Below are 21,594 nucleotides of genomic sequence, written 5' to 3' on the forward strand. Positions count from 1 at the left end.
AAGAATCAACTTAGCGATGGTTGCGATTCATCATGACCAAGCGTTCAAATAGATGAATATCTTGTTCATTTTTGAGTAAGGCGCCATGTAAAGGCGGCACAACAATCTTTTCATCACTGCTATGGAGTGCTGCAGGTGGAATGTCTTCCGCCAATAGGAGCTTTAGCCAGTCAATGAGTTCGGATGTAGAGGGTTTCTTTTTAAGGCCTGGCAATGACCGTATCTGGTAGAAGGCCTTGAGAGCCGCATCTAATAGATCCTGTTTGATATTAGGGTGGTGGACATCCACGATGCTCTGCATCGTATTGGCATCTGGGAAGGTGATGTAATGAAAGAAGCAGCGGCGCAAGAAGGCATCGGGCAATTCTTTTTCATTATTTGAAGTGATGATGACGAGCGGGCGATGTTTTGCCTTAATTAACTCGCGAGTTTCATACACATAAAACTCCATACGATCAATTTCGCGCAATAAGTCATTCGGAAACTCAATGTCTGCTTTATCGATTTCATCAATGAGCAATACGGTAGGCTCGTCTGCCTCAAAAGCCTGCCAAAGAACACCTTTCACGATGTAGTTCCGAATATCGTTTACTTTTTCATCGCCCAATTGGGAGTCGCGCAAGCGGCTTACGGCATCGTATTCATAAAGACCTTGCTGAGCCTTCGTTGTGGATTTGATATGCCATTGCAACAGCGGCATGTTTAGGGCGGCAGCCACTTCTTCGGCAAGCATCGTTTTTCCGGTGCCTGGTTCGCCCTTAATTAGTAGGGGGCGCTGTAACGCAATGGCCGCATTAACTGCTAATTTCAGATCATCAGTGGCCACATAGCTTTGGCTACCTGCAAAGCGATTTGGGGAAGGTGAGGTGAATTTGCTCATGGACATACCTAATTAAGGGCTAGATTAAGCATTCAAGTATAGGTAAATGAGGGGAATTTTTCAGTGTTTTTACTGATTTTGGCTTCTGAAATGGCGAGAAGGGCGTCTGTCCGCTATACTCTTCCCAAATTGATCTAAATCAAACTCATTAATACTGATTTCTATGAAAAAACTCTCATTTCTTCCTCATTTGGCCGTTGCTGCAGCTTTAGCTTTTGCAGGTTCTGTTGCCCAGGCTGATGAAGTTAAAGGCAATGCCGCCGCAGGTAACGCCAAGGTTTGGCTTTGTGTTGGCTGCCACTCAATCCCTGATTACCGCGCCGACTACCCATTGGTATACAAAGTACCTATGTTAGGTGGTCAAAATGGTGCTTATATTGCTACCGCTTTGTCTGAGTACAAAAAGGGTGAGCGTAAGCATCCGACTATGCGCGCTATTGCTGCCAGCTTGTCTGACCAAGATATGGCTGATATTGGCGAATACTATGCCGCGCAAACTGCCAGCTCACCTAACAACCCATTGAAGTGATTCATTGATCAAGATACATAGAGATACTTTTATGAAATTCGCACTAATTACAGCAGTTTTGCTCTCAAGCATTGGTTTGGTAAACGTGGCAAATGCTGCTAACGTGGATAAAGGTCAGGCATTGGTAGAGAAGGCGAACTGCGCTTCCTGTCATGGGGCAGGACTCAACGCCCCAATCTTGCCGGCTTACCCAAAGTTAGCTGGTCAGTATGCTGATTACTTGTATTACGCCTTGAAGGCATACAAAGTAGGCAACGGCAATGCACAGTATGGTCGTAATAACGCCATTATGGGCTCACAAGTTCAAGCCTTTAATGATGCGGATTTGCAAGATATTGCCGCTTATGTTTCAAGCTTGCCTGGTAATTTTGTTATCAAAAAGTAAACCTTGCTAGCTTAGGTTGCTTACTTAAAAGGCTTAGAATAATCTTCTAAGCCTTTATTTTTATATAGGTTTTATCTTAACGCCTCAAGCCCTCGGGCGAGATGTTTGCGCATAACAGCTTCAGCAGTTTGTTCATCGCGTTTGAGAAGTGCTTGAAGGATTTCTCGGTGCTCAACCAGTGAGTTTTGTAGTCTACCGGTGCTCGTTAAGGAGTCTCTGCGGTGGAGCTTGAGAACTTTACGCAGGTCGGCAATGACGCCATTCATCCATTTATTGCCTGCAATTTCCTGTATTAGCTCATGAAATTTGCCATTTATCTCAAAAAACTGCTCAATATCACGATCAGCAGCAGCTTTCTCTAAGCGGTGATGCAAGTGGTCCAGCATGTTTAGCTCTGCTTCAGTTGCTTTTGTCGCAGTTTCTTTGGCTGCCTGACCCTCTAAAAGGGAGAGGATGGTAAAGATCTGCTCCAAGTCCTTTCTCGTAACTTCCGTCACATACGCCCCGCGACGCATTTTGATGGTGATGAGGCCTTCAGAGGCTAGGACCTTGATTGCCTCACGCATTGGCGTGCGACTGATACCGAATTGTTCAGCAAGAGATTGCTCATCTAACCAACTTCCAGGAGCTAGTTGCTTACTAAAAATCTGCTCCCGCAGCCGATCGGCTACGTCTTCATATAGGGGTCTATTATTCAGTTTTGTATTCATAATTATGAATACATGATAGCTAGACAAATAATCAATAGTCAAGCAGAATGTAAAGATATTTCGATGCAATGCAGCAAAAATAAACGGGAGTTTTTGTGAGTTCTAAAGAAAACAATTCATGGCCATCATTTCCAGATACCAACTTAGAAGCCTGGAAAAAGTCAGCGCAAAAATCTGCACCGAATGGTGACGTTGATTCCTTGGGTTGGAAAACCCCGGATGGCATTCATTTAAAAGCCTTATACACATCATCGGATGTTGAAGGCCTTAATTACACCGATACATTGCCTGGGTTTGAGCCATTTGTTCGTGGTCCACAAGCGACGATGTACTCAGTTCGTCCTTGGACCATTCGTCAGTACGCTGGTTTTTCAACTGCTGAAGAATCCAATGCCTTCTATCGCAAAGCCTTAGATGCAGGTGGTCAAGGTGTGTCAGTTGCTTTTGACTTAGCTACTCATCGTGGATATGACTCGGATCATCCGCGTGTTACAGGCGACGTTGGTAAAGCTGGTGTTGCCATTGACTCTGTTGAAGATATGAAGATCTTGTTCGATGGCATTCCATTGGATAAGGTATCCGTCTCGATGACGATGAATGGCGCTGTATTGCCAGTATTAGCTGGTTACATTGTGGCCGGTGAAGAACAAGGCGTAAAACAGGAGCAGTTATCAGGAACGATTCAGAATGACATTCTGAAAGAGTTCATGGTTCGCAACACCTACATTTACCCACCAGAACCTTCGATTCGCATCATTGGTGACATTATTGAGTACACCGCCAAGCATATGCCGAAGTTCAACTCGATTTCTATTTCGGGTTATCACATGCAAGAGGCTGGAGCCAATCAAGTATTGGAGTTGGCATTCACCCTGGCTGATGGCAAAGAGTATGTAAAAACAGCACTTGCTAAAGGTCTTGATGTTGATGGCTTTGCTGGCCGACTCTCTTTCTTCTTTGCTATTGGCATGAATTTCTATCTTGAAGTTGCCAAGTTGCGTGCCGCACGTTTGTTGTGGTGGCGCATTATGAAATCTTTCGAACCAAAAAATCCAAAGTCATTGATGTTACGTACGCATTGCCAAACATCGGGCTGGTCTTTAACTGAGCAGGACCCCTATAACAATGTAGTGAGAACTACGGTAGAGGCCATGGCGGCAGTATTTGGCGGCACACAGTCGCTGCATACCAACTCTTTAGATGAGGCGATTGCCTTGCCTTCCGAGTTCTCCAGCCGTATTGCGCGTAACACCCAGTTGATTCTGCAAGAGGAGACACATATTCCAAGTGTGATCGATCCATGGGCGGGTTCTTACATGATGGAGAACCTCACCCAAGAGATGGCAGACAAAGCTTGGGAAATCATCCAAGAAGTAGAGGCTATGGGTGGTATGACCAAAGCCGTTGAAAGTGGATGGGCCAAACTCAAAATTGAAGCTGCTGCTGCTGAGAAGCAGGCCAAGATTGACTCTGGCTCTGATGTGATTGTTGGCGTCAATAAATACAAGCTTGGCAAAGAAGATCTCGTTGATGTACTGATGATCGATAACGACAAGGTTCGTGACGGCCAGGTTGCGCGCCTTAAGGAAATTAGGGCTAAACGCGACTCTAAAAAAGTAGATGCTGCATTAAAAGCATTAACCAAAGCTGCTGAAGATAACTCTGGAAACTTATTGGAGTTGTCGGTAAATGCAATCCGATTGCGTGCCACAGTAGGTGAGGTTTCTGATGCATTAGAAAAAGTTTACGGGCGCCACCGCGCCGATACTCAAAAGGTGACCGGTGTGTATGCAGCCGCTTATGACTCAGCAGAAGGCTGGGCAAAACTTCAAACAGAAATTGCAGACTTTGCAAAAGACTTTGGTCGTCGTCCTCGCGTGATGATTGCTAAGCTTGGGCAAGACGGCCATGACCGCGGTGCGAAAGTTGTTGCAACGGCTTACGCTGATTTAGGTTTTGACGTTGATATTGGACCCCTGTTCCAAACTCCGGAAGAATGTGCTCGTCAAGCAATTGAGAATGACGTCCATGCATTGGGCGTCTCTACCTTAGCGGCTGGCCATAAAACATTGGTGCCAGCCATCATTGCAGAGTTGAAGAAGCAGGGCTCAGACGACATCATCGTCTTCGTTGGCGGAGTGATTCCAAGGCAGGACTACGAGTTCCTCTACGAGGCAGGTGTAAAAGGTATTTACGGTCCAGGCACACCCATCCCAGCCTCGGCTAAGGATGTGCTTGAGCAAATCCGCAAATCTGTTAAACCAGCTTAATACGGATCATAGGCATGCTTGAAGCTGCTGATCAGGTTCTAGTGAATGATCTCACTGGTGCGCCATCGCTTAAACAGCGACGCGCATTGGCGAAGATCATTACGCTGCTTGAGTCAACTCGCCTAGACCATCGTCATCGCGCTGATGACGTGCTCAATTCTTTATTGCCTAAGACAGGTAAATCCTTTCGCCTAGGTATCTCTGGTGTCCCGGGTGTTGGTAAATCAACCTTAATTGAATCTTTAGGTCTTTACCTTATTGAAAAAGGACATCGAGTTGCCGTACTCGCGATCGATCCCTCGTCAAGCATCTCTGGCGGCTCCATTTTGGGCGATAAGACCCGCATGGAGCGTTTATCTGTTCTGGAGCATGCTTTTATTCGCCCAAGTCCATCGTCTTGTACGCTGGGTGGCGTTGCGGAGAAGACGCGTGAAGCCATGTTGGTTGCTGAGGCTGCAGGCTTTGATGTGATCATTGTGGAGACTGTCGGTGTAGGGCAGAGTGAGATTGCGGTTGCCGGTATGACGGATATGTTCCTCTTAATGCAACTACCAAATGCTGGCGATGATCTGCAGGCAATTAAAAAAGGCGTGATGGAAATTGCCGATCTCATTGTGATCAATAAAGTTGATATTGACCCTGATGCTGCAATGCGCGCTCAGTTATTTATTACCAGCTCCTTACGACTACTCGGCTTTCAAGGAAATCCGGATCACGCATCCCATGACAAAGAGTTTTGGCATCCGCAAGTTATGAACTTGAGTGCGCTAGAAGGCAAGGGCGTTCCGGAGCTTTGGGATAAGGTGTCTCGGTTTGAATCCCTGCAAAAAGCCAACGGGAAATTTGATTCTCGCCGCAAAGAACAATCGGGTGCATGGATGTGGGATCGCATCGATGCAGGACTAAAAAATGCATTTCGTAGCAATGTGGCAGTGCAGGAACTTCTACCAAGTTTGAGTGCGCAAGTAAACCAAGGAACCATGGCGGCATCGGTAGCCGCAAGACGACTACTCGAAGCTATGGGGCATGAATTTTTCTAAGGAGCAGGAAATGAAGGAAATCATTCAACAACTGGAAGCTAAGCGTGAGCTTGCTCGATTGGGTGGCGGGCAAAAGCGTATTCAAGCTCAGCATGCGAAGGGCAAATTAACTGCTCGTGAGCGCATTGAGCTTTTGCTTGATGCCGGCACATTCGAAGAATGGGATATGTTCGTTGAGCACCGTTGTCATGATTTTGGCATGGCTGATCAAACCGTTCCTGGCGATGGCGTTGTCACTGGCTATGGAATGATTAATGGTCGTCTTGTATTTGTGTTCTCACAGGACTTCACCGTTTTAGGTGGTTCATTATCAGAAGCCCATGCAGAAAAGATTTGTAAGATCATGGATCAAGCGCTTAAGGTTGGCGCCCCTGTAATCGGTTTGAATGACTCTGGCGGTGCGCGTATTCAAGAAGGCGTTGCCTCACTTGGCGGCTATGCAGAAATCTTCCAGCGCAATGTAACTGCATCTGGCGTGATCCCTCAAATTTCCTTGATTATGGGACCTTCAGCTGGTGGTGCAGTGTATTCACCAGCCTTGACTGACTTTATTTTTATGGTCAAAGATAGCTCTTACATGTTTGTGACAGGGCCAGAAGTAGTGAAGACTGTTACTCATGAGGATGTAACGGCCGAAGAATTGGGTGGAGCGGTAACGCATTCAACAGTATCCGGTGTTTGCGATTTGGCTTTTGATAACGATGTTGAAGCAATCATGATGCTGCGTCGTTTCTTTAACTACTTACCGCTCTCGAACCGCGAGAAACCACCTTTAATCAAGGGTGCGAACCGTACCGAAGAGCCTGATTTTTCATTAGACACATTAGTGCCATCCAATCCAAATCAACCCTACGATATGAAAGAGTTGATTGAGAAGATCGTGGACGATGGTGAATTCTTTGAGTTACAGCCTGACTACGCAAAAAATATTGTGATTGGCTTTGCTCGTATCGAAGGACGTTCTATTGGTATCGTAGCCAATCAACCACTGATTCTTGCTGGCTGCTTGGATATTAAGGCGTCAATTAAAGCTGCACGTTTCGTGCGCTTCTGCGATGCTTTTAATATTCCAGTGGTGACTTTAGTGGACGTTCCTGGCTTTATGCCTGGTACCGCTCAAGAATACGGCGGCATTATTAAGCATGGTGCGAAATTGCTCTATGCGTATGCTGATTGCACCGTGCCTAAGGTGACATTAATTACTCGCAAAGCCTACGGCGGCGCCTATGACGTGATGGCTTCTAAGCATTTACGTGGTGACGTCAATTTTGCCTGGCCTTCAGCGGAAATTGCTGTGATGGGTCCTAAAGGTGCTGTCGAAATTATTTTCCGCGAAGAGAAATCTGACCCAGAAAAAATCACTGCACGCGAAGCCGAGTACAAATCAAAGTTTGCTAACCCCTTCGTGGCAGGCCGTCGCGGCTATATCGATGACGTCATTCTCCCGCACGAAACTCGTAAACGTATTGCTCGTTCACTTGCAATGCTTAAAGACAAAGACTTGAAGAATCCTGCGCGTAAACACGGCAATATTCCTCTGTAAAGGCGCTGATAAATTATGACTACGAAAATGTTTAAGAAAATTTTGATTGCTAATCGCGGTGAGATTGCGTGCCGTGTGATGATGACTGCTAAAAAGATGGGCATCAAGACAGTAGCTGTTTACTCTGAAGCTGATAAAGAAGCGCGTCATGTTCAACTGGCCGATGAAGCTGTTTGTATTGGGCCAGCACCTTCACGCGAATCCTATTTGGTGATGGATCGCATTATTCAGGCCTGTAAAGACACAGGAGCCGAAGCGGTTCATCCTGGGTATGGCTTCTTGTCTGAGAACGAGCAGTTTGCTAAACGTTGCGAGGAAGAGGGCATTGTCTTTATTGGCCCTAAGCATCAATCCATCGCCGCCATGGGTGACAAGATAGCCTCCAAGAAGCTCGCGTTAGAGGCTAAGGTAAATACTATTCCTGGCTATAACGAGGCGATTGATACCACCGAAGAAGCGGTCAAGATAGCCCAAGGTATTGGCTACCCAGTCATGATTAAAGCCTCCGCAGGTGGTGGTGGCAAAGGTTTGCGTGTTGCATTTAATGACAAAGAGGCTGCCGAAGGCTTTGCAGCTTGCAAGACTGAAGCAATGAACAGCTTTGGTGACGACCGTATCTTTATTGAGAAGTTTGTTGAAGGCCCGCGCCATATTGAGATTCAGGTTCTAGGTGATTCATATGGCAATGTGGTTTACCTCAATGAACGTGATTGCTCCATTCAGCGTCGCCATCAAAAGGTAATTGAAGAAGCGCCATCACCATTTATCGATCCAGCAACTCGTAAAGCGATGGGCGAACAAGCGGTTGCCTTGGCTAAGGCCGTGAATTACCAATCCGCTGGCACAGTGGAGTTTGTTGTTGGCAAAGACAAATCTTTCTACTTCCTAGAAATGAATACTCGCTTGCAAGTTGAGCATCCAGTCACCGAGAGCATTACTGGTCTTGACTTGGTAGAGCAGATGATTCGGGTTGCCGCAGGTGAGAGGTTGGCATTCAAGCAAGAAGATGTGAAGCTGGATGGTTGGTCTATGGAATGCCGCATCAATGCTGATGACCCGTTCCGTAATTTTCTCCCTTCAACCGGCCGTCTTGTTAAATACCGTCCACCAGAGTCTATTAACGGAGTGCGTGTTGATACTGGCGTGTATGAGGGTGGTGAAATTCCGATGTACTACGACTCAATGATTGCTAAATTGATCGTGCACGGCAAGGATCGTACTGAAGCCATTGAAAAGATGCGTGCAGCATTGAACGATTTTGTGATTCGCGGCATTCATTCAAACATTCCATTTCAGGCGGCATTACTTCAGCATCCTCGCTTTGTAAATGGTGACTTCACAACCGGCTTTATTGCTGAAGAATACCCAGAAGGCTTCAAAAAGGATTCTGTCCAGCCTACCGATCCTAAGCGTTTAGCAGCATTAGCTGCGTTTATGCGCTATCGCTATCTTGAGCATATCAAGATGATTGATGGTCAATTGGCTGGCCATGAAATGATTATTGCGAAGAAATTTGTAGTGGTGACAGGTAAAAAAACCGGCTCCATGAATGATCCGTATGAAGTACCTATTCGCGTTGAGTTGAAAGATGGCATCTATTCTGTCTACATCGAAGAAGCCGATGGTGTAAGTCGTTATGACATTGTGAGCGATTGGCGTCCTGGACAAATTTGTCTGCACGCAACCATTAACGGAACCCATAAGATTACTGCGCAAGTCGAGCGCCGTGGCGTGAGGTACGCATTGATTCTCGATGGCGCCCATTACGAATGTATGGTTCTGAGCCCCTTAGGTGCAGAATTACAACGACGTATGCCTGTTAAGCTCCCACCAGACACCTCTAAATTAGTCATGTCTCCAATGCCGGGCCTTTTAACGAAGATCGCTGTCAAGGTTGGTGAAGCAGTTACTGCCGGTCAGAAACTGGCTTCGATTGAGGCAATGAAGATGGAAAACACGTTATCCGCTATGCAGGATGGCGTGGTTGCTGAAATCTGCGCCAAAGAAGGTGATAGCCTGGCGGTAGATCAATTAATCATTCGCTTTGAATAAGCGGGTAAATGACTATGAGCGCTAAGCCATTCAAGATTTTAGGTATTCAGCAAATCGCCATTGGCGGTGAGAGTAAAGACCGACTCAAGAAGTTGTGGGTTGATATGCTGGGGTTTGAATACAAAAGCACTTTTGTTTCTGAACGTGAAAACGTTGATGAGGATATTTGTGCGATTGGTTCTGGTCCCCATGAGATTGAAGTCGATCTCATGCAGCCATTTGATATCGAAAAAAAACCAGCCGTACATCAGACACCTTTAAACCATATTGGTTTGTGGGTGGATGACCTCCCTAAAGCGGTCGAGTGGCTCTCTGCTAATGGCCTGCGCTTTGCTCCAGGCGGCATCCGTAAGGGTGCTGCAGGCTATGACATCACCTTTGTCCACCCCAAGGGAAATGACGAGTTCCCAATTAGCGGTGAAGGGGTACTCATTGAGCTGGTTCAAGCGCCGCCTGAAGTAATTGCAGGATTGGGTTCATAATTTGGTTTTGTAATTAGTAAATAGGATTCAAATTGGCAAATATATTGGCCATCGACACCTCTTCAGCATGGTGTTCGGTGGCTTTATCTTTAGGTGATAAAGCATCAGGGTTCAGGCATGAAGCTTTATCAGCGGGTGCTAGCCAACTCCTATTGCCTTGGGTTGAGTTACTACTGGCTAATGCCAGGCTATCCTTAAAAGATCTTGATGCTATTGCAGTTGGTATTGGGCCCGGAGCATTCACAGGTGTTCGATTGGGTGTGGCGGCGGTTCAAGGCCTAGCTATTTCGAGCGATCTTCCAGTGATACCTGTATGCAGCTTAGATGCAATAGCTGCGCAATTCATAGGTACTGACATTTATAAAAAGACTCAGCCCCAGTGTTTCATGATCGCCATTGATGCGCGCATGGAGGAAGTGTATTGGGCAAATTATGAGTCTCGTGCTAATCAATTGCCAAAACGCATGAGCGATATTCACCTTACAAAGCCTGAAGATCTTAACTTTGATGGTGTGCAGCTCTTAGCTGGTAGCGCTTTAAACGCTTACAGCAGTCGTTTCCCGATATTTAACGGCCCAAAGGATGCTGAGATCTCAATCTCTGCATTGGGTGTTTTAGAGTGTGCTAAACAATCGCTCAAAGAAGGTTCGCAGGGCGATGTGCGACTGCTTGAGCCAATGTATGTTCGCAATAAAGTAGCCTTTACTACCGCAGAGCGTAAAAAGGGAATGAAGTAATGTCTGATATTTCCCCGGCAGGAGGTCTTGCAGAGCTCTCCTTTATGCCAATGCAAACTGCAGACTTAGATGCGGTTCTCAAGATTGAGTCTGTCTCGCATATACATCCTTGGACAAAAGGTAATTTCTCAGATTCTTTAGCGGCTGGACATTGGGCTTATTGCATTCGGCCTCAGGTAGATCAAATGGTAAAGGGTTCGTATTTGGATCCAGCAGTGCTTTGGGCTTACTGCATTCTATTTCCTGCGGTAGACGAGTTGCACCTACTTAACATCACGGTATCACCCCATTTGCGTAAGCTTGGTCTAGGCCAAAGAATGATGGCTGCGATTGAGGGTGTGGCAGCCCAACAAAAAATGCCCCGTATTATTTTGGAGGTAAGACCAACCAACATGGCTGCGATAACGCTCTATAAAAAATTGGGTTACGAGCAAATCGGTGTGCGTAAGAACTACTATCCAGCCAATCCAGAGACAGGATCTCGTGAGGATGCACTCGTTATGGCCAAATCGATTAAGCTAGAGCCATGACCAATACACATTCAGCCTTCTTAAAAGAGATGGGTATTGCCGAATGGACTTCTCGTGATGCCGTGCAATCAGCAGCCGAAGTATCCCAGCAAGCCAATATCCAACACTCTCCCGATGGGGCGCAGTCATCCCCAAGGGCAAGCAGTGGAATGTGGTGGTTTTTTGGAAATGAGCCACAGGGCGATGCTCAAATTTTGTTCCAAAATATGATTCGTGTTTTGGGGTTGGCTAAGAGCGAATGGGCTTGGAAAAGTCCAGGGCAGAGCCTGAGTCAATTAAGCGCCCCTGAAATGCCCGTTGTTGCTATTGCCTTTGGCGGACCTACGGCACAAAAAATTACTGGCGAAAGAGATCCATTGCCTCAGTTGCGTGAAACGGTTTTAGCTTTAAATACTGGCGGTGAAGAAGAGATTCCGGTGATTGCTTCATTTGAACTCAATCAAGTGCTTGCAAAACCTAGTGATAAAGCCTTGCTCTGGCAGGATATCTTGCTAGCGAGATCTGTACTACAAAACGGTTGATGCTACGGAGCAATTAATCTGATTGCTTGTGTTCACCGATGAGATGCATGGAGTCGTACTCTGCTTGGTTTCTGGCGTGTCGTTTAATAACTAGCCACATAATCAGACTTACCATCAAACCAAATCCGATAATCACAAATTGAACTGGTATATCCAACCAGATCAGCAGAGAGTAAATTAGCAGCATCATCAAAACAGAAATGTTCTCGTTAAAATTCTGCACGGCAATAGAATGGCCTGCAGACATCAGAACGTGACCACGATGTTGTAGTAGGGCGTTCATCGGCACCACAAAGTAACCTGCTAACCAGCCCACTAAAATCAGCAATAAGTAAGCAGGCAATAGGTTCAGAGATATTTGAAACTTGCCTACTGTAAAAATGCTTGTAATGGGAAGCAGGTCAGAGTTATAGACTGCCATAACGCAGACAACCAGACCCATAGCAATGCCATAGGGCAATACATTTAAGGATTTCCGAAGCGGAATACGCCAAGCGGCATAAACAGCGCCGCCAGCAACACCTACGGCTGAAATGGCTTGCAGAATAGCGCCTTGTGACAGATTCATATGCAAGGCCACTTGCGCCCACTTGATGACGATGAATTGCAAAGTCGCTCCAGCACCCCAAAATAAAGTTGTTACCGCTAAGGAGATTTGACCTAGGCGATCATTCCACAGCGTCTTAAAGCAAATGGCAAAGTCTTTGACCAATTCAATCGGATTGGTTTTCTGAGAAACGTATCGTGCGCCGGTATCGGGAATCTTTAAGTTAATGAGTGCGGCAACGACATAAATCATCATGATGATCAGAATTGCCGACTCAGCTGGCGTATCAATACCCGTATCAAATGTAGGCATATCCAGAGCCAGGAGACTTTGGGAAACAGTGCTGCTAATCAGTACGCCACCCAAAACGGTGCCCATAATGATTGAGCCCACCGTTAAACCTTCGATCCAACCATTGGCAGCGACTAATTTTTCAGGGGGCAGTAGTTCAGTCAGAATTCCATACTTGGCTGGTGAGTAAGCGGCGGCACCCAAACCAACGATGGCATAGGCCATTAAAGGGTGACTACCGAACAACATAGCAACGCATCCAACAAACTTGATGGTGTTCGTGATGAACATCACATTGCCTTTGGGGCGGGAGTCTGCAAAGGCTCCAACAAAGGCTGCCAGAAGAACGTAGGACAATACAAAGAACAATTTGAGCAGCGGCGTCATCCAGGCCGGAGCTTGAAGCTGGGCCAGGAGCGCAATAGCGGCAATTAGGAGAGCATTATCGGCAAGCGACGAAAAAAATTGCGCCGCCATAATGATGTAAAAGCTACGGTTCATTCGTACAATCTAGTCATTACTGCAATTAAAGCATGAAAGGAGGGGTGAAAATGGGTGATTCAGCTAAAGGCCTGATTAATAGACCAATTTTGGCATCTATTGATACTGCCGCCTTTCAGCATAATTTAAACCGAGTTCGGGAAATGGCGCCAGAATCGAAAATCTGGTCTGTCATAAAAGCCCGCGCCTATGGTCATTGTTTTGAGGCTGCATTAAAAGGACTAGCCTCCACCGATGGCTTTGCCTTGCTAGATATACAAGATGCTGCTTGGCTAAGGGAGCACGGCTGGCAAGGGCGCATCCTCCTTTTGGAGGGCCTCTTTCATGAAAATGAACTGAGCCGAGCAGAAGATTTGGCGTGCGACCTCGTGGTTCACTGTGAAGCTCAGGTGGAGTGGCTTGAGCGATTTAAAGGCAAAAACCATAAGCCCTTAAGTGTCTTTCTAAAAATGAATACCGGCATGAATCGCTTGGGATTTAAGCCTAGTGTTTATAGAACGGTTTTCCACCGCTTACATGCAGCGGGTTTTCATATGCATCACATGACCCATTTTGCCAATGCTGATCAAGTTGATCAGTTGCCATCGGTTGGGGGGCAGCAAGAACTATTTAACGACACGATTGCTGGTTTAGAGGGCGCAACATCCCTGGCAAATTCTGCAGCTATTTTGTGGCACCGCAACGCTTTGGGTGATTGGGTGCGCCCTGGCATCATGCTCTATGGGGCATCACCAACAGGTTTGCATGCTGATATTGAGCATGCCAATCTCAGAGCGGTCATGCAGTTGAATAGTGAAATTATTGACATTCAAGATCTTCAAAGGGGTGATCGCATTGGTTATGGCGGTCGTTATGAAGCGCCTGATGCCATGCGTATTGGTATCGTGGCTTGTGGCTACGCTGATGGATATCCACGCCATGCTAAGGATGGCACCCCGGTTTGGGTTGGTAATAGTGATCATGGGACCATCTGCCCTCTGGTTGGAAGAGTCTCTATGGACATGCTGGCAATTGATTTAAGTAATGCGCCAAATGCGGGGATTGGAAGCGTTGTGCAACTTTGGGGTGACAAGGTTCCAGTAGATGTGGTGGCGCAAATGAGTGGCACGATTGGCTATGAATTACTTTGTGCTGTAGCACCTAGAGTTCCTGTAGCTATTAACTAAGCCAGTCATTAGCGAATCAACAAATAAAAAATCCTCCAGAACGGAGGATTTTTTTATGAGATCTAAATAATTTTACTTATTCCAGAACTGCCACCACCTGCGTTCTTTTTGAACACGTTGGCCAGTGATCATCATTTGACTGTCTGGGAAGTTTAATTTGAAGACGCGAGCAGAATCATTGCTGAGATCAACCATGCCAAGCTTCTCATAAGACTTGGTGAGAATGTAGAGCGCTTCTTCAACGGCAGGTGCGCGATCATAATCACGAATAACTAGCTGAGCACGATTGGCTGCGGCCAGATAGGCGCCACGTTGATAGTAGAAGCGCGCAACAATAACATCCGCCTCTGCAAGTGAGTTCACGATATAGCGCATGCGATCCAATGCATCTGGAGCGTACTTACTATCTGGGAAACGTTCCACCACTACTTTGAATGACTCAAAGGCTTCTTTTGCGGCTTTAGGATCGCGCTCACTGAGATCCTGGCCAGTGAACTTGCCAAGCCATCCCAAATCATCGTTAAAAGTAATGAGACCTTTTAAGTAATAGGCGTAATCTAGGCTTTGACTACCTTGATGTAATTTAATAAAGCGATCAATCGCAACCAGTGCTTGAGTTTGTTCTTGTGCCTTCCAATAGCAATAAGCAGCATTAATTTGTGCCTGTTGTGAATAAGGCCCAAAAGGAAAGCGCGCCTCTAATTTTTCAAAGTACTTGCCGCACTTAGCAAAGTCAGCATCATTGAGCTTGTCGGTAGCTTCAGAATAGAGTTTTGCCTCTGACCAGATATCGGTGTCATCTTTACTGCCATCACTACCTGCGCATCCACCCAAAAGCATCAATACAAACACGAGGGCTAAAAGTAGGGCAAAAGGAGTGCAACTTACATGGAAGCTCTTTTTTTGTGGGGAAGAATTCCCAGCAAGCCTTAAACTGGCGTCTGATATTACGTCGGACATAACTGAAAGGCTCTCTAAGCGTGGCATTGCCGCAAACTCCTGAATCGAATCCCATTGATTATATCGATGATGAGGATTTCATCTCCCTAGACATCCCTTTAGAGATGGCTGGCGAGCGCTTGGACAAGGTGCTAGCAGGGTCTTTGCCTGATTATTCTCGCAATCGCCTTAAGGCTTGGGTTGAGGCAGGGGCTGTTATGGTCGACGGAAAGGTTACCAAAGCCCGTTATTTGCTCCATGGCGGCGAGAGTATTAAGGTCTTTCCACAAGAAATGCCCGAGCAATTTGCCTTCAGCCCTGAAAATATTCCCCTGGATGTTGTTTATGAGGATGAGGCCATCATTGTGGTCAATAAGCCGCCAGGTCTGGTGGTTCACCCGGCAGCTGGAAATTGGTCTGGAACCCTGTTGAATGGCCTTTTATTTCATTATCCTGAGCTCAAGACGCTTCCCAGAGCTGGAATTGTCCATCGCCTGGATAAAGACACTTCGGGCTTGATGGTGGTTGCCAGAACATCGCAAGCCCAAACCTCCCTGGTGCGTCAACTTCAGGAAAGAACAGTAGGGCGTCGCTATTTAGCTTGGGTGTGGGGTGATGCCCCAAGTCAAGGCAAGGTCCTAGCTTCTGTTGGGCGGGATCAGCGAGACCGCCTCAAGATGGCCGCAGGTAGTCCACAAGGAAAGCCAGCAGCTACTTTATTTCGACGCTTGGCTAAGGGTCTAGTGGGAGAGTCTGCTGTTGCACTGTTGGAGTGCCGCCTAGAAACCGGGCGCACACATCAGATTCGCGTTCATCTAGAATCGCTCGGCTTTCCTTTGGTGGGCGACCCGGTATATCGCAAAAAGGCGCCGGGTGCAGCTAAAAATCTTTCATTTAATCGTCAGGCATTGCATGCTTTTGCTTTAAGTCTTCAACATCCGGTAAGAAATGAATTAATGACTTGGTTCCGCTTACCGCCTCAAGATTTATTGGATTTGTTGCCCCAGCTTGGAATGAATGATGATGTTCTTCCTAAAGAGTCTGTTGTGTTGGCCTCTATTGAAAATGAAGCGCGCTGATGAGTTTGCTCGAGCCTCAATGGCCCGCTCCAAAGTCGGTGCGCACATTAGTAAGCACAAGGTCGGGTGGTGTAAGTCAAGCCCCATATGATTCCTTAAACCTAGGCGATCATGTCGGTGATCGCACTGGGGATGTTTTAGCTAATAGAGTTATTTTTACTAAAGAGATGCCAGGCGAGCCGCTTTGGTTAAAGCAGATTCACCGAACAACAGTGAGCACTCCGCAAACCCGGCACTTAAACCAGGGAATGCCAATTGAGGCAGATGCCTCGGTCACCAACACTCCTGAAGAAGTCTTGGTGATCATGACGGCAGATTGCCTGCCTGTTTTATTTACCAACTCCAATGGGACTGCTATTGGTGCTGCCCACGCCGGCTGGAGAGGGCTTTGCGCAGGCATTCTGGAAAATACAATTGCCGAAATGTTAAAAATTGCTGGCGACTCTACTGCTGCGGATTTGATGGCATGGCTGGGACCAGCTATAGGACCTCAATCATTTGAGGTTGGCGAGGATGTTGTGAAATCCTTTCAAGACTCCGGCTTTCCGGTTCCAACAAATGCATTTAAAGCAATACCCAATAAGAGTGGAAAGTACCTTGCAGATATTTACCTATTAGCAAGAGGGCGTTTAGAGGCTTGCGGTATGAGAATGATTTTTGGCGGCGAATACTGCACCGTTAGAGATCAACAGCATTTTTTCTCTTATCGTCGCGATGGTGAGACCGGAAGATTTGCCTCAGCTATTTGGATTGAAAAATAGGCTCTGCACAAAAGCATGCGGGTTAGTACTAGCCCGTGCACCAAGCTAGGGTTATTGCGTATAACTCTATAGCGCTTAAGGGCGGAGAATGTCCTTAATTAATTGAAGAGACCACTATGTTTGCAGGCATGAATACCGGTGCAACACCATCTTTGGCGCCGCATCATATGGCGCTAATTCCGCCAGAGCGTTTGTCTGAAATCCAGAAAGAATATTTCACGGAGTTGGCACACATTGCAACCAACCCCGAAGCTATTGAAGTCAAAGATCGTCGTTTTGCAGGGAAGGCTTGGCACTCCTCGTGGAGCAAAGTGATTGCAGCTACTTATTTACTCAATTCCAAACATCTTATGGAATTGGCAAAAGCGGTTGAGACTGACGAAAAATCAAAGCAGAAAATCCTCTTTACTACTGAGCAAATGATTGATGCGCTATCGCCATCAAACTTTATTGCCACCAATCCAGAAGTATTGGAAAGTATCATTAGTTCCCAAGGTCAATCCATTCAAAAGGGGATTGTTAATTTGTTGGGAGATATGAAAAAAGGCAAGGTCTCTCAAACCGACGAATCTGCTTTTGAAGTTGGAAAGAATATTGCCACCACAGAAGGTCATGTGGTGTTTCGTAATGAGTTATTTGAGTTAATTCAATACACGCCATTAACGGAGCATGTATTTGAGCGGCCTTATTTAATGGTGCCACCCTGTATCAACAAGTATTACATTCTCGACTTACAACCCGATAACTCTGTAGTGCGCCACATGGTGAGCCAGGGCCATACCGTGTTCTTGGTTTCCTGGAAGAACCCAGATGCATCCATGGCTCAAGTGAGCTGGGAGGATTACGTAGGCAAGGGCGTTATCAAAGCGATTGATGTGGTTAAAGAGATCGGCGACACGAAGCAAATTAATATTTTGGGATTCTGCGTTGGCGGAACCTTAACAAGCTCAGCATTAGCTGTGCTGGCTGCTCGAGACGAGCACCCAGCAGCAAGCTTGACACTCTTAACTACCTTATTGGATTTCACGGATACCGGGATTCTCGATGTCTTTATCGATGAAGGCATGGTGGAAATGCGTGAGAACTCCATTGGCGGCAAAGGTGGCAAGTACGGCATGATGTCAGGCCTTGATTTGGGTAATACCTTTTCATTCTTGCGGCCAAATGATTTGGTATGGAACTACGTAGTGGAAAACTATCTCAAAGGTAATTCACCTCCACCATTTGATTTGTTGTATTGGAATGGTGACTCCACTAATCTTCCTGGCGCAATGTATTGCTGGTACCTACGCCACACTTATTTGCAAAATGATTTAGTGAAGCCAGGTAAGGTAAAAATTTGCGGAGAGAAAGTGGATCTCGGAAAAATTCATTGCCCTGCATATTTATATGCATCGCAAGAGGACCATATTGTTCCTTGGCGGTCAGCTTACGAGTCAACCCACCTTCTTAAAGGTAAAAATCGTTTTGTATTAGGTGCATCTGGACATATAGCGGGTGTGATTAATCCTCCAGCAAAAAATAAGCGCTATTACTTTGAAAACAGCAAGATTGCAGCAACAGCACAGGAGTGGTTGGAGGGCGCAAAACAGATTCCAGGTAGTTGGTGGCCCGATTACACCAAATGGCTTGAGCAATTTGGTGGTGAAAAGAAACCCGCAAGCACTACTTTTGGAAATGCTAAGTACAAAAAAATGGAAGCGGCACCTGGTGTGTATGTAAAAGAAAAAGCAACACCAGAACTCAATTAACAATTAACGAAGGTTTTAATAAGGGGAAAGCAATGTCTCAAAAAGTCGCATATGTAACTGGTGGTATGGGTGGTATTGGTACCGCTATCTGCCAACGTTTGGCTAAAGATGGCTTCAAAGTGATCGCAGGCTGCGGCCCCAATTCCCCGCGTAAGGATCGCTGGATCGGCGAACAAAAGGCGTTGGGCTACGACTTTATCGCTTCAGAGGGTAATGTTTCTGATTGGGATAGTACAGTTGCCGCCTTTGAGAAGGTCAAGGCTGAAGTGGGTCGTGTGGATGTATTGGTGAACAACGCCGGCATTACGCGTGACAGCGTTTTCCGCAAAATGACTCCAGATGCCTGGAAAGCCGTTATTGACACCAATCTGAACTCCTTGTTTAACGTTACCAAACAAGTGATTGATGGCATGGTTGAAAATAATTGGGGCCGAATCATCAATATTTCTTCAGTAAATGGTCAAAAGGGCCAGTTTGGCCAAGCTAACTATTCAACAGCAAAAGCAGGCCTTCACGGCTTCACAATGGCTTTAGCTCAAGAGGTTGCCACTAAGGGCGTCACTGTAAATACAGTATCTCCTGGTTATATCGGCACCGACATGGTTAAGGCCATTCGGGAAGATGTTCTTGAAAAGATTGTTTCCGGGATACCAGTCAAGCGTTTGGGTACACCTGACGAGATTGCTTCTATTTGTTGCTGGATTGCATCAGAAGATGGTGGCTATGCTACTGGAGCAGACTTTTCATTAAACGGCGGCATCCACACTGGTTAATATTGCACCGCAACAATTAATTCAGTATTTGTTGTATGTGCAGTACGCAACACAACGTATTTACCTTTTGGTCAACTTAAGGCTAAACTACGTTGATGTTGCGATGCAGTAAATAGTTAGGAAAATACATGGTTACCCGCGCTAAACGAGCTGGCGAAGATCGGCTCATCAAGAAGTACCCGAATCGTCGTCTCTACGATACCCAGACAAGTACGTATGTCACGCTATCCGACATTAAAAACTTAGTCATGGCTAATGAAGTTTTTAAAGTGGTCGATGCTAAAACTGAAGAAGATTTAACCCGCAATATTTTGCTGCAAATTATTCTTGAAGAAGAAGCTGGTGGTGCTCCAGTGTTTTCTTCACAAATGCTTTCTCAAATCATTCGCTTTTACGGAAACTCCATGCAAGGTTTGATGGGGAATTATCTTGAAAAGACCATGCAATCATTTGTGGATATTCACAATAAGCTTGGCGATCAAACGAAGGGTCTTGGTGCTGGTAGCACACCAGAGGCCTGGTCACAAATGATGAATCTCCAAAATCCTCTGATGCAGGGTTTAATGGGAAACTACATGGAGCAAAGTAAAGATCTCTTTATCAAAATGCAAGAGCAGGTACAGGGTTCACAAAATATCTTTGGAAATTTCCCATTCAACCCCCAGTCCAATAAAGCTGAAAAAGAATAGTTGTGGCCGGAAAAATTGGATTTGTATCCTTAGGATGTCCTAAGGCACTTGTAGACTCTGAGCTTATCCTGACGCAGTTAAGTGCTGAAGGGTATGAGACCGCCAAGGATTATTCTGGCGCCGATCTTGTAGTTGTGAATACCTGCGGCTTTATTGACTCTGCTGTAGAAGAAAGTCTTTCTGCTATTGGCGAGGCTCTTGCTGAAAATGGCAAAGTCATTGTGACTGGCTGTCTAGGCGCGAGAAAAAATGCCGACGGCAATGATCTCATATCGAGTATTCACCCCAAAGTCCTCGCTGTTACTGGTCCCCATGCAACCGACGAGGTAATGCAAGCAATTCATTTGCATCTGCCTAAGCCGCATGATCCATTCGTAGATTTAGTTCCCCCGGCTGGCGTCAAACTCACGCCAAAGCATTACGCCTATCTCAAAATTAGTGAAGGCTGTAACCATCGCTGTACTTTCTGCATCATTCCCAATATGCGTGGCGATTTAGTTTCGCGGCCGATTGGTGAGGTGTTGCTTGAAGCTAAACGATTATTTGAGTCTGGCGTAAAAGAGCTGTTAGTTGTCTCCCAGGATACGAGTGCTTATGGTGTTGATATTCAATATCGCACCGGCTTTTGGGATGGCAAACCAGTTAAAACCAAAATGTTTGATTTGGTCAATGCATTAAACCAAATTGCTCGCGAACATCAGGCTTGGGTGAGATTGCATTATGTTTATCCATACCCACACGTGGATGATGTATTGCCTTTGATGGCTGAGTTCTCAGAGCATGGCTATGGTGTCCTTCCGTATTTAGATATTCCTCTGCAGCATTCCCACCCAGACGTCTTGAAGCGCATGAAGCGTCCAGCGAGCGGTGAGAAGAATTTGGAGCGCATCTTAGCCTGGCGTGAAGCTTGCCCAGATTTGGTTATTCGTAGCACCTTTATTGCGGGCTTTCCTGGCGAGACTGAGGAGGAGTTTGAACATCTCCTCAATTTTTTGGAAGAGGCTCAAATTGATCGTGCTGGTTGTTTTGCCTACTCGCCTGTAGATGGGGCTACAGCAAATCAATTGGATAACCCAGTTCCTTCTGCTCTAAGAGAAGAGCGTCGCGCTAGGTTTATGGCTAAAGCCGAAGATATTTCCATCAAACGGCTTGCTAAAAAAATAGGCAAACGTATCCAGGTCATCATTGATCGGGTGGATGATTCTGGCGGAATTGGCAGAACAATCGGTGATGCCCCAGAAATTGATGGTCTAGTGAGGGTTTTGCCCCCTAGCAAGCCTTCTAAGCGCTATCGCGCCGGTGAAATCATTAAGGCTAATGTTATCGGCTCCCAAGGGCATGACCTAATAGCCGAAACTTGACGAATGCAATAAAACTGAGAGCTGGTTTACCTATTTAGTACAAAGTCAGCCCAATAA

At 46.2% G+C, this 21,594-nt stretch carries 21 protein-coding genes; 17 read left to right on the top strand and 4 right to left on the bottom strand.

The window, feature by feature from the left end; translation table 11 throughout:
• Positions 1 to 10: 10 nt before the first annotated feature.
• Entirely contained in the window at positions 11 to 880 is an 870-nt protein-coding gene (locus tag ICN39_RS04830) for a MoxR family ATPase (protein ID WP_216232950.1), read from the bottom strand.
• A gap of 163 nt (positions 881 to 1,043) precedes the next feature.
• On the opposite strand from ICN39_RS04830, the gene ICN39_RS04835 reads away from it, so the two are divergent.
• Both ICN39_RS04835 and ICN39_RS04840 read left to right on the top strand, forming a co-directional pair.
• A complete protein-coding gene (locus tag ICN39_RS04835) occupies positions 1,044 to 1,409 on the top strand; it encodes a cytochrome c (protein ID WP_216232951.1) in 366 nt (121 codons plus the stop codon).
• Positions 1,410 to 1,440: 31 nt separating this feature from the next.
• Positions 1,441 to 1,794: a cytochrome c gene (locus ICN39_RS04840; protein WP_216232952.1), complete on the top strand. Its 354-nt coding sequence runs from the start codon at positions 1,441 to 1,443 to the stop codon at positions 1,792 to 1,794.
• A 71-nt stretch (positions 1,795 to 1,865) separates the two neighbouring features.
• On the opposite strand, the gene ICN39_RS04845 is transcribed toward ICN39_RS04840, so the two are convergent.
• On the bottom strand, positions 1,866 to 2,504 hold the full coding sequence (locus ICN39_RS04845; RefSeq protein WP_216232953.1) for a GntR family transcriptional regulator: 639 nt from the start codon (positions 2,502 to 2,504) through the stop codon (positions 1,866 to 1,868).
• Positions 2,505 to 2,599: 95 nt separating this feature from the next.
• Here ICN39_RS04845 and scpA point away from each other — a divergent pair, with 95 nt between their 5' ends.
• The 8 genes from scpA to ICN39_RS04885 are packed head-to-tail and all read left to right on the top strand — an operon-like array spanning position 2,600 to position 11,679.
• Positions 2,600 to 4,774: a methylmalonyl-CoA mutase gene (scpA, locus tag ICN39_RS04850; RefSeq protein ID WP_216232954.1), complete on the top strand. Its 2,175-nt coding sequence runs from the start codon at positions 2,600 to 2,602 to the stop codon at positions 4,772 to 4,774.
• A gap of 14 nt (positions 4,775 to 4,788) precedes the next feature.
• A complete protein-coding gene (meaB, locus tag ICN39_RS04855; protein WP_216232955.1) occupies positions 4,789 to 5,814 on the top strand; it encodes a methylmalonyl Co-A mutase-associated GTPase MeaB in 1,026 nt (341 codons plus the stop codon).
• Between the two features lie 10 nt (positions 5,815 to 5,824).
• Positions 5,825 to 7,357 (top strand): acyl-CoA carboxylase subunit beta, encoded by a 1,533-nt coding sequence (locus ICN39_RS04860; RefSeq protein WP_216232956.1) that lies wholly within the window; start codon positions 5,825 to 5,827, stop codon positions 7,355 to 7,357.
• Between the two features lie 27 nt (positions 7,358 to 7,384).
• Entirely contained in the window at positions 7,385 to 9,409 is a 2,025-nt protein-coding gene (accC, locus tag ICN39_RS04865; protein WP_216232957.1) for an acetyl-CoA carboxylase biotin carboxylase subunit, read from the top strand.
• Positions 9,410 to 9,423: 14 nt separating this feature from the next.
• On the top strand, positions 9,424 to 9,891 hold the full coding sequence (locus ICN39_RS04870; RefSeq protein WP_216232958.1) for a VOC family protein: 468 nt from the start codon (positions 9,424 to 9,426) through the stop codon (positions 9,889 to 9,891).
• A 32-nt stretch (positions 9,892 to 9,923) separates the two neighbouring features.
• The gene (tsaB, locus tag ICN39_RS04875; protein WP_255532300.1) at positions 9,924 to 10,628 is read left to right on the top strand and encodes a tRNA (adenosine(37)-N6)-threonylcarbamoyltransferase complex dimerization subunit type 1 TsaB; all 705 of its coding nucleotides are present in this window, start codon (positions 9,924 to 9,926) and stop codon (positions 10,626 to 10,628) included.
• Entirely contained in the window at positions 10,628 to 11,158 is a 531-nt protein-coding gene (gene rimI / locus ICN39_RS04880; RefSeq protein ID WP_216232959.1) for a ribosomal protein S18-alanine N-acetyltransferase, read from the top strand. Before tsaB ends, rimI begins: the two co-directional genes overlap by 1 nt.
• The gene (locus tag ICN39_RS04885) at positions 11,155 to 11,679 is read left to right on the top strand and encodes a hypothetical protein (protein WP_216232960.1); all 525 of its coding nucleotides are present in this window, start codon (positions 11,155 to 11,157) and stop codon (positions 11,677 to 11,679) included. The genes rimI and ICN39_RS04885 overlap by 4 nt, the downstream gene beginning before the upstream one ends.
• A 13-nt stretch (positions 11,680 to 11,692) precedes the next feature.
• On the opposite strand, the gene lplT is transcribed toward ICN39_RS04885, so the two are convergent.
• On the bottom strand, positions 11,693 to 13,018 hold the full coding sequence (gene lplT, locus ICN39_RS04890; protein WP_216232961.1) for a lysophospholipid transporter LplT: 1,326 nt from the start codon (positions 13,016 to 13,018) through the stop codon (positions 11,693 to 11,695).
• A gap of 74 nt (positions 13,019 to 13,092) precedes the next feature.
• Between lplT and alr the strand changes: the two genes are divergently transcribed.
• Positions 13,093 to 14,184, top strand: a complete 1,092-nt coding sequence (alr, locus tag ICN39_RS04895; RefSeq protein WP_370623694.1) for an alanine racemase — start codon at positions 13,093 to 13,095, stop codon at positions 14,182 to 14,184.
• Positions 14,185 to 14,256: 72 nt separating this feature from the next.
• Here the strand turns inward: alr and ICN39_RS04900 are convergent, their stop codons facing one another.
• On the bottom strand, positions 14,257 to 15,144 hold the full coding sequence (locus ICN39_RS04900; RefSeq protein WP_216232963.1) for an outer membrane protein assembly factor BamD: 888 nt from the start codon (positions 15,142 to 15,144) through the stop codon (positions 14,257 to 14,259).
• Between the two features lie 20 nt (positions 15,145 to 15,164).
• Here ICN39_RS04900 and ICN39_RS04905 point away from each other — a divergent pair, with 20 nt between their 5' ends.
• The 6 genes from ICN39_RS04905 to rimO all read left to right on the top strand — a co-directional run bounded on the left by ICN39_RS04905 (position 15,165) and on the right by rimO (position 21,537).
• Positions 15,165 to 16,202 (top strand): RluA family pseudouridine synthase, encoded by a 1,038-nt coding sequence (locus ICN39_RS04905; RefSeq protein WP_216232964.1) that lies wholly within the window; start codon positions 15,165 to 15,167, stop codon positions 16,200 to 16,202.
• Positions 16,202 to 16,963, top strand: coding sequence for a peptidoglycan editing factor PgeF (gene pgeF, locus ICN39_RS04910; RefSeq protein WP_216232965.1), 762 nt, complete (start codon positions 16,202 to 16,204; stop codon positions 16,961 to 16,963). The genes ICN39_RS04905 and pgeF overlap by 1 nt, the downstream gene beginning before the upstream one ends.
• Before the next feature lie 116 nt (positions 16,964 to 17,079).
• Positions 17,080 to 18,714, top strand: a complete 1,635-nt coding sequence (gene phaC / locus ICN39_RS04915) for a class I poly(R)-hydroxyalkanoic acid synthase (protein WP_216232966.1) — start codon at positions 17,080 to 17,082, stop codon at positions 18,712 to 18,714.
• Between the two features lie 32 nt (positions 18,715 to 18,746).
• Complete coding sequence (locus ICN39_RS04920) at positions 18,747 to 19,487, top strand: 3-ketoacyl-ACP reductase (RefSeq protein ID WP_216232967.1); 741 nt, start codon at positions 18,747 to 18,749, stop codon at positions 19,485 to 19,487.
• Between the two features lie 128 nt (positions 19,488 to 19,615).
• The gene (gene phaR / locus ICN39_RS04925; RefSeq protein WP_216232968.1) at positions 19,616 to 20,176 is read left to right on the top strand and encodes a polyhydroxyalkanoate synthesis repressor PhaR; all 561 of its coding nucleotides are present in this window, start codon (positions 19,616 to 19,618) and stop codon (positions 20,174 to 20,176) included.
• A gap of 2 nt (positions 20,177 to 20,178) precedes the next feature.
• Positions 20,179 to 21,537, top strand: a complete 1,359-nt coding sequence (rimO, locus tag ICN39_RS04930; RefSeq protein ID WP_216232969.1) for a 30S ribosomal protein S12 methylthiotransferase RimO — start codon at positions 20,179 to 20,181, stop codon at positions 21,535 to 21,537.
• Positions 21,538 to 21,594: the final 57 nt, after the last annotated feature.

The organism is Polynucleobacter sp. AP-Reno-20A-A9, assembly GCF_018882085.1.
GTDB lineage: Bacteria > Pseudomonadota > Gammaproteobacteria > Burkholderiales > Burkholderiaceae > Polynucleobacter.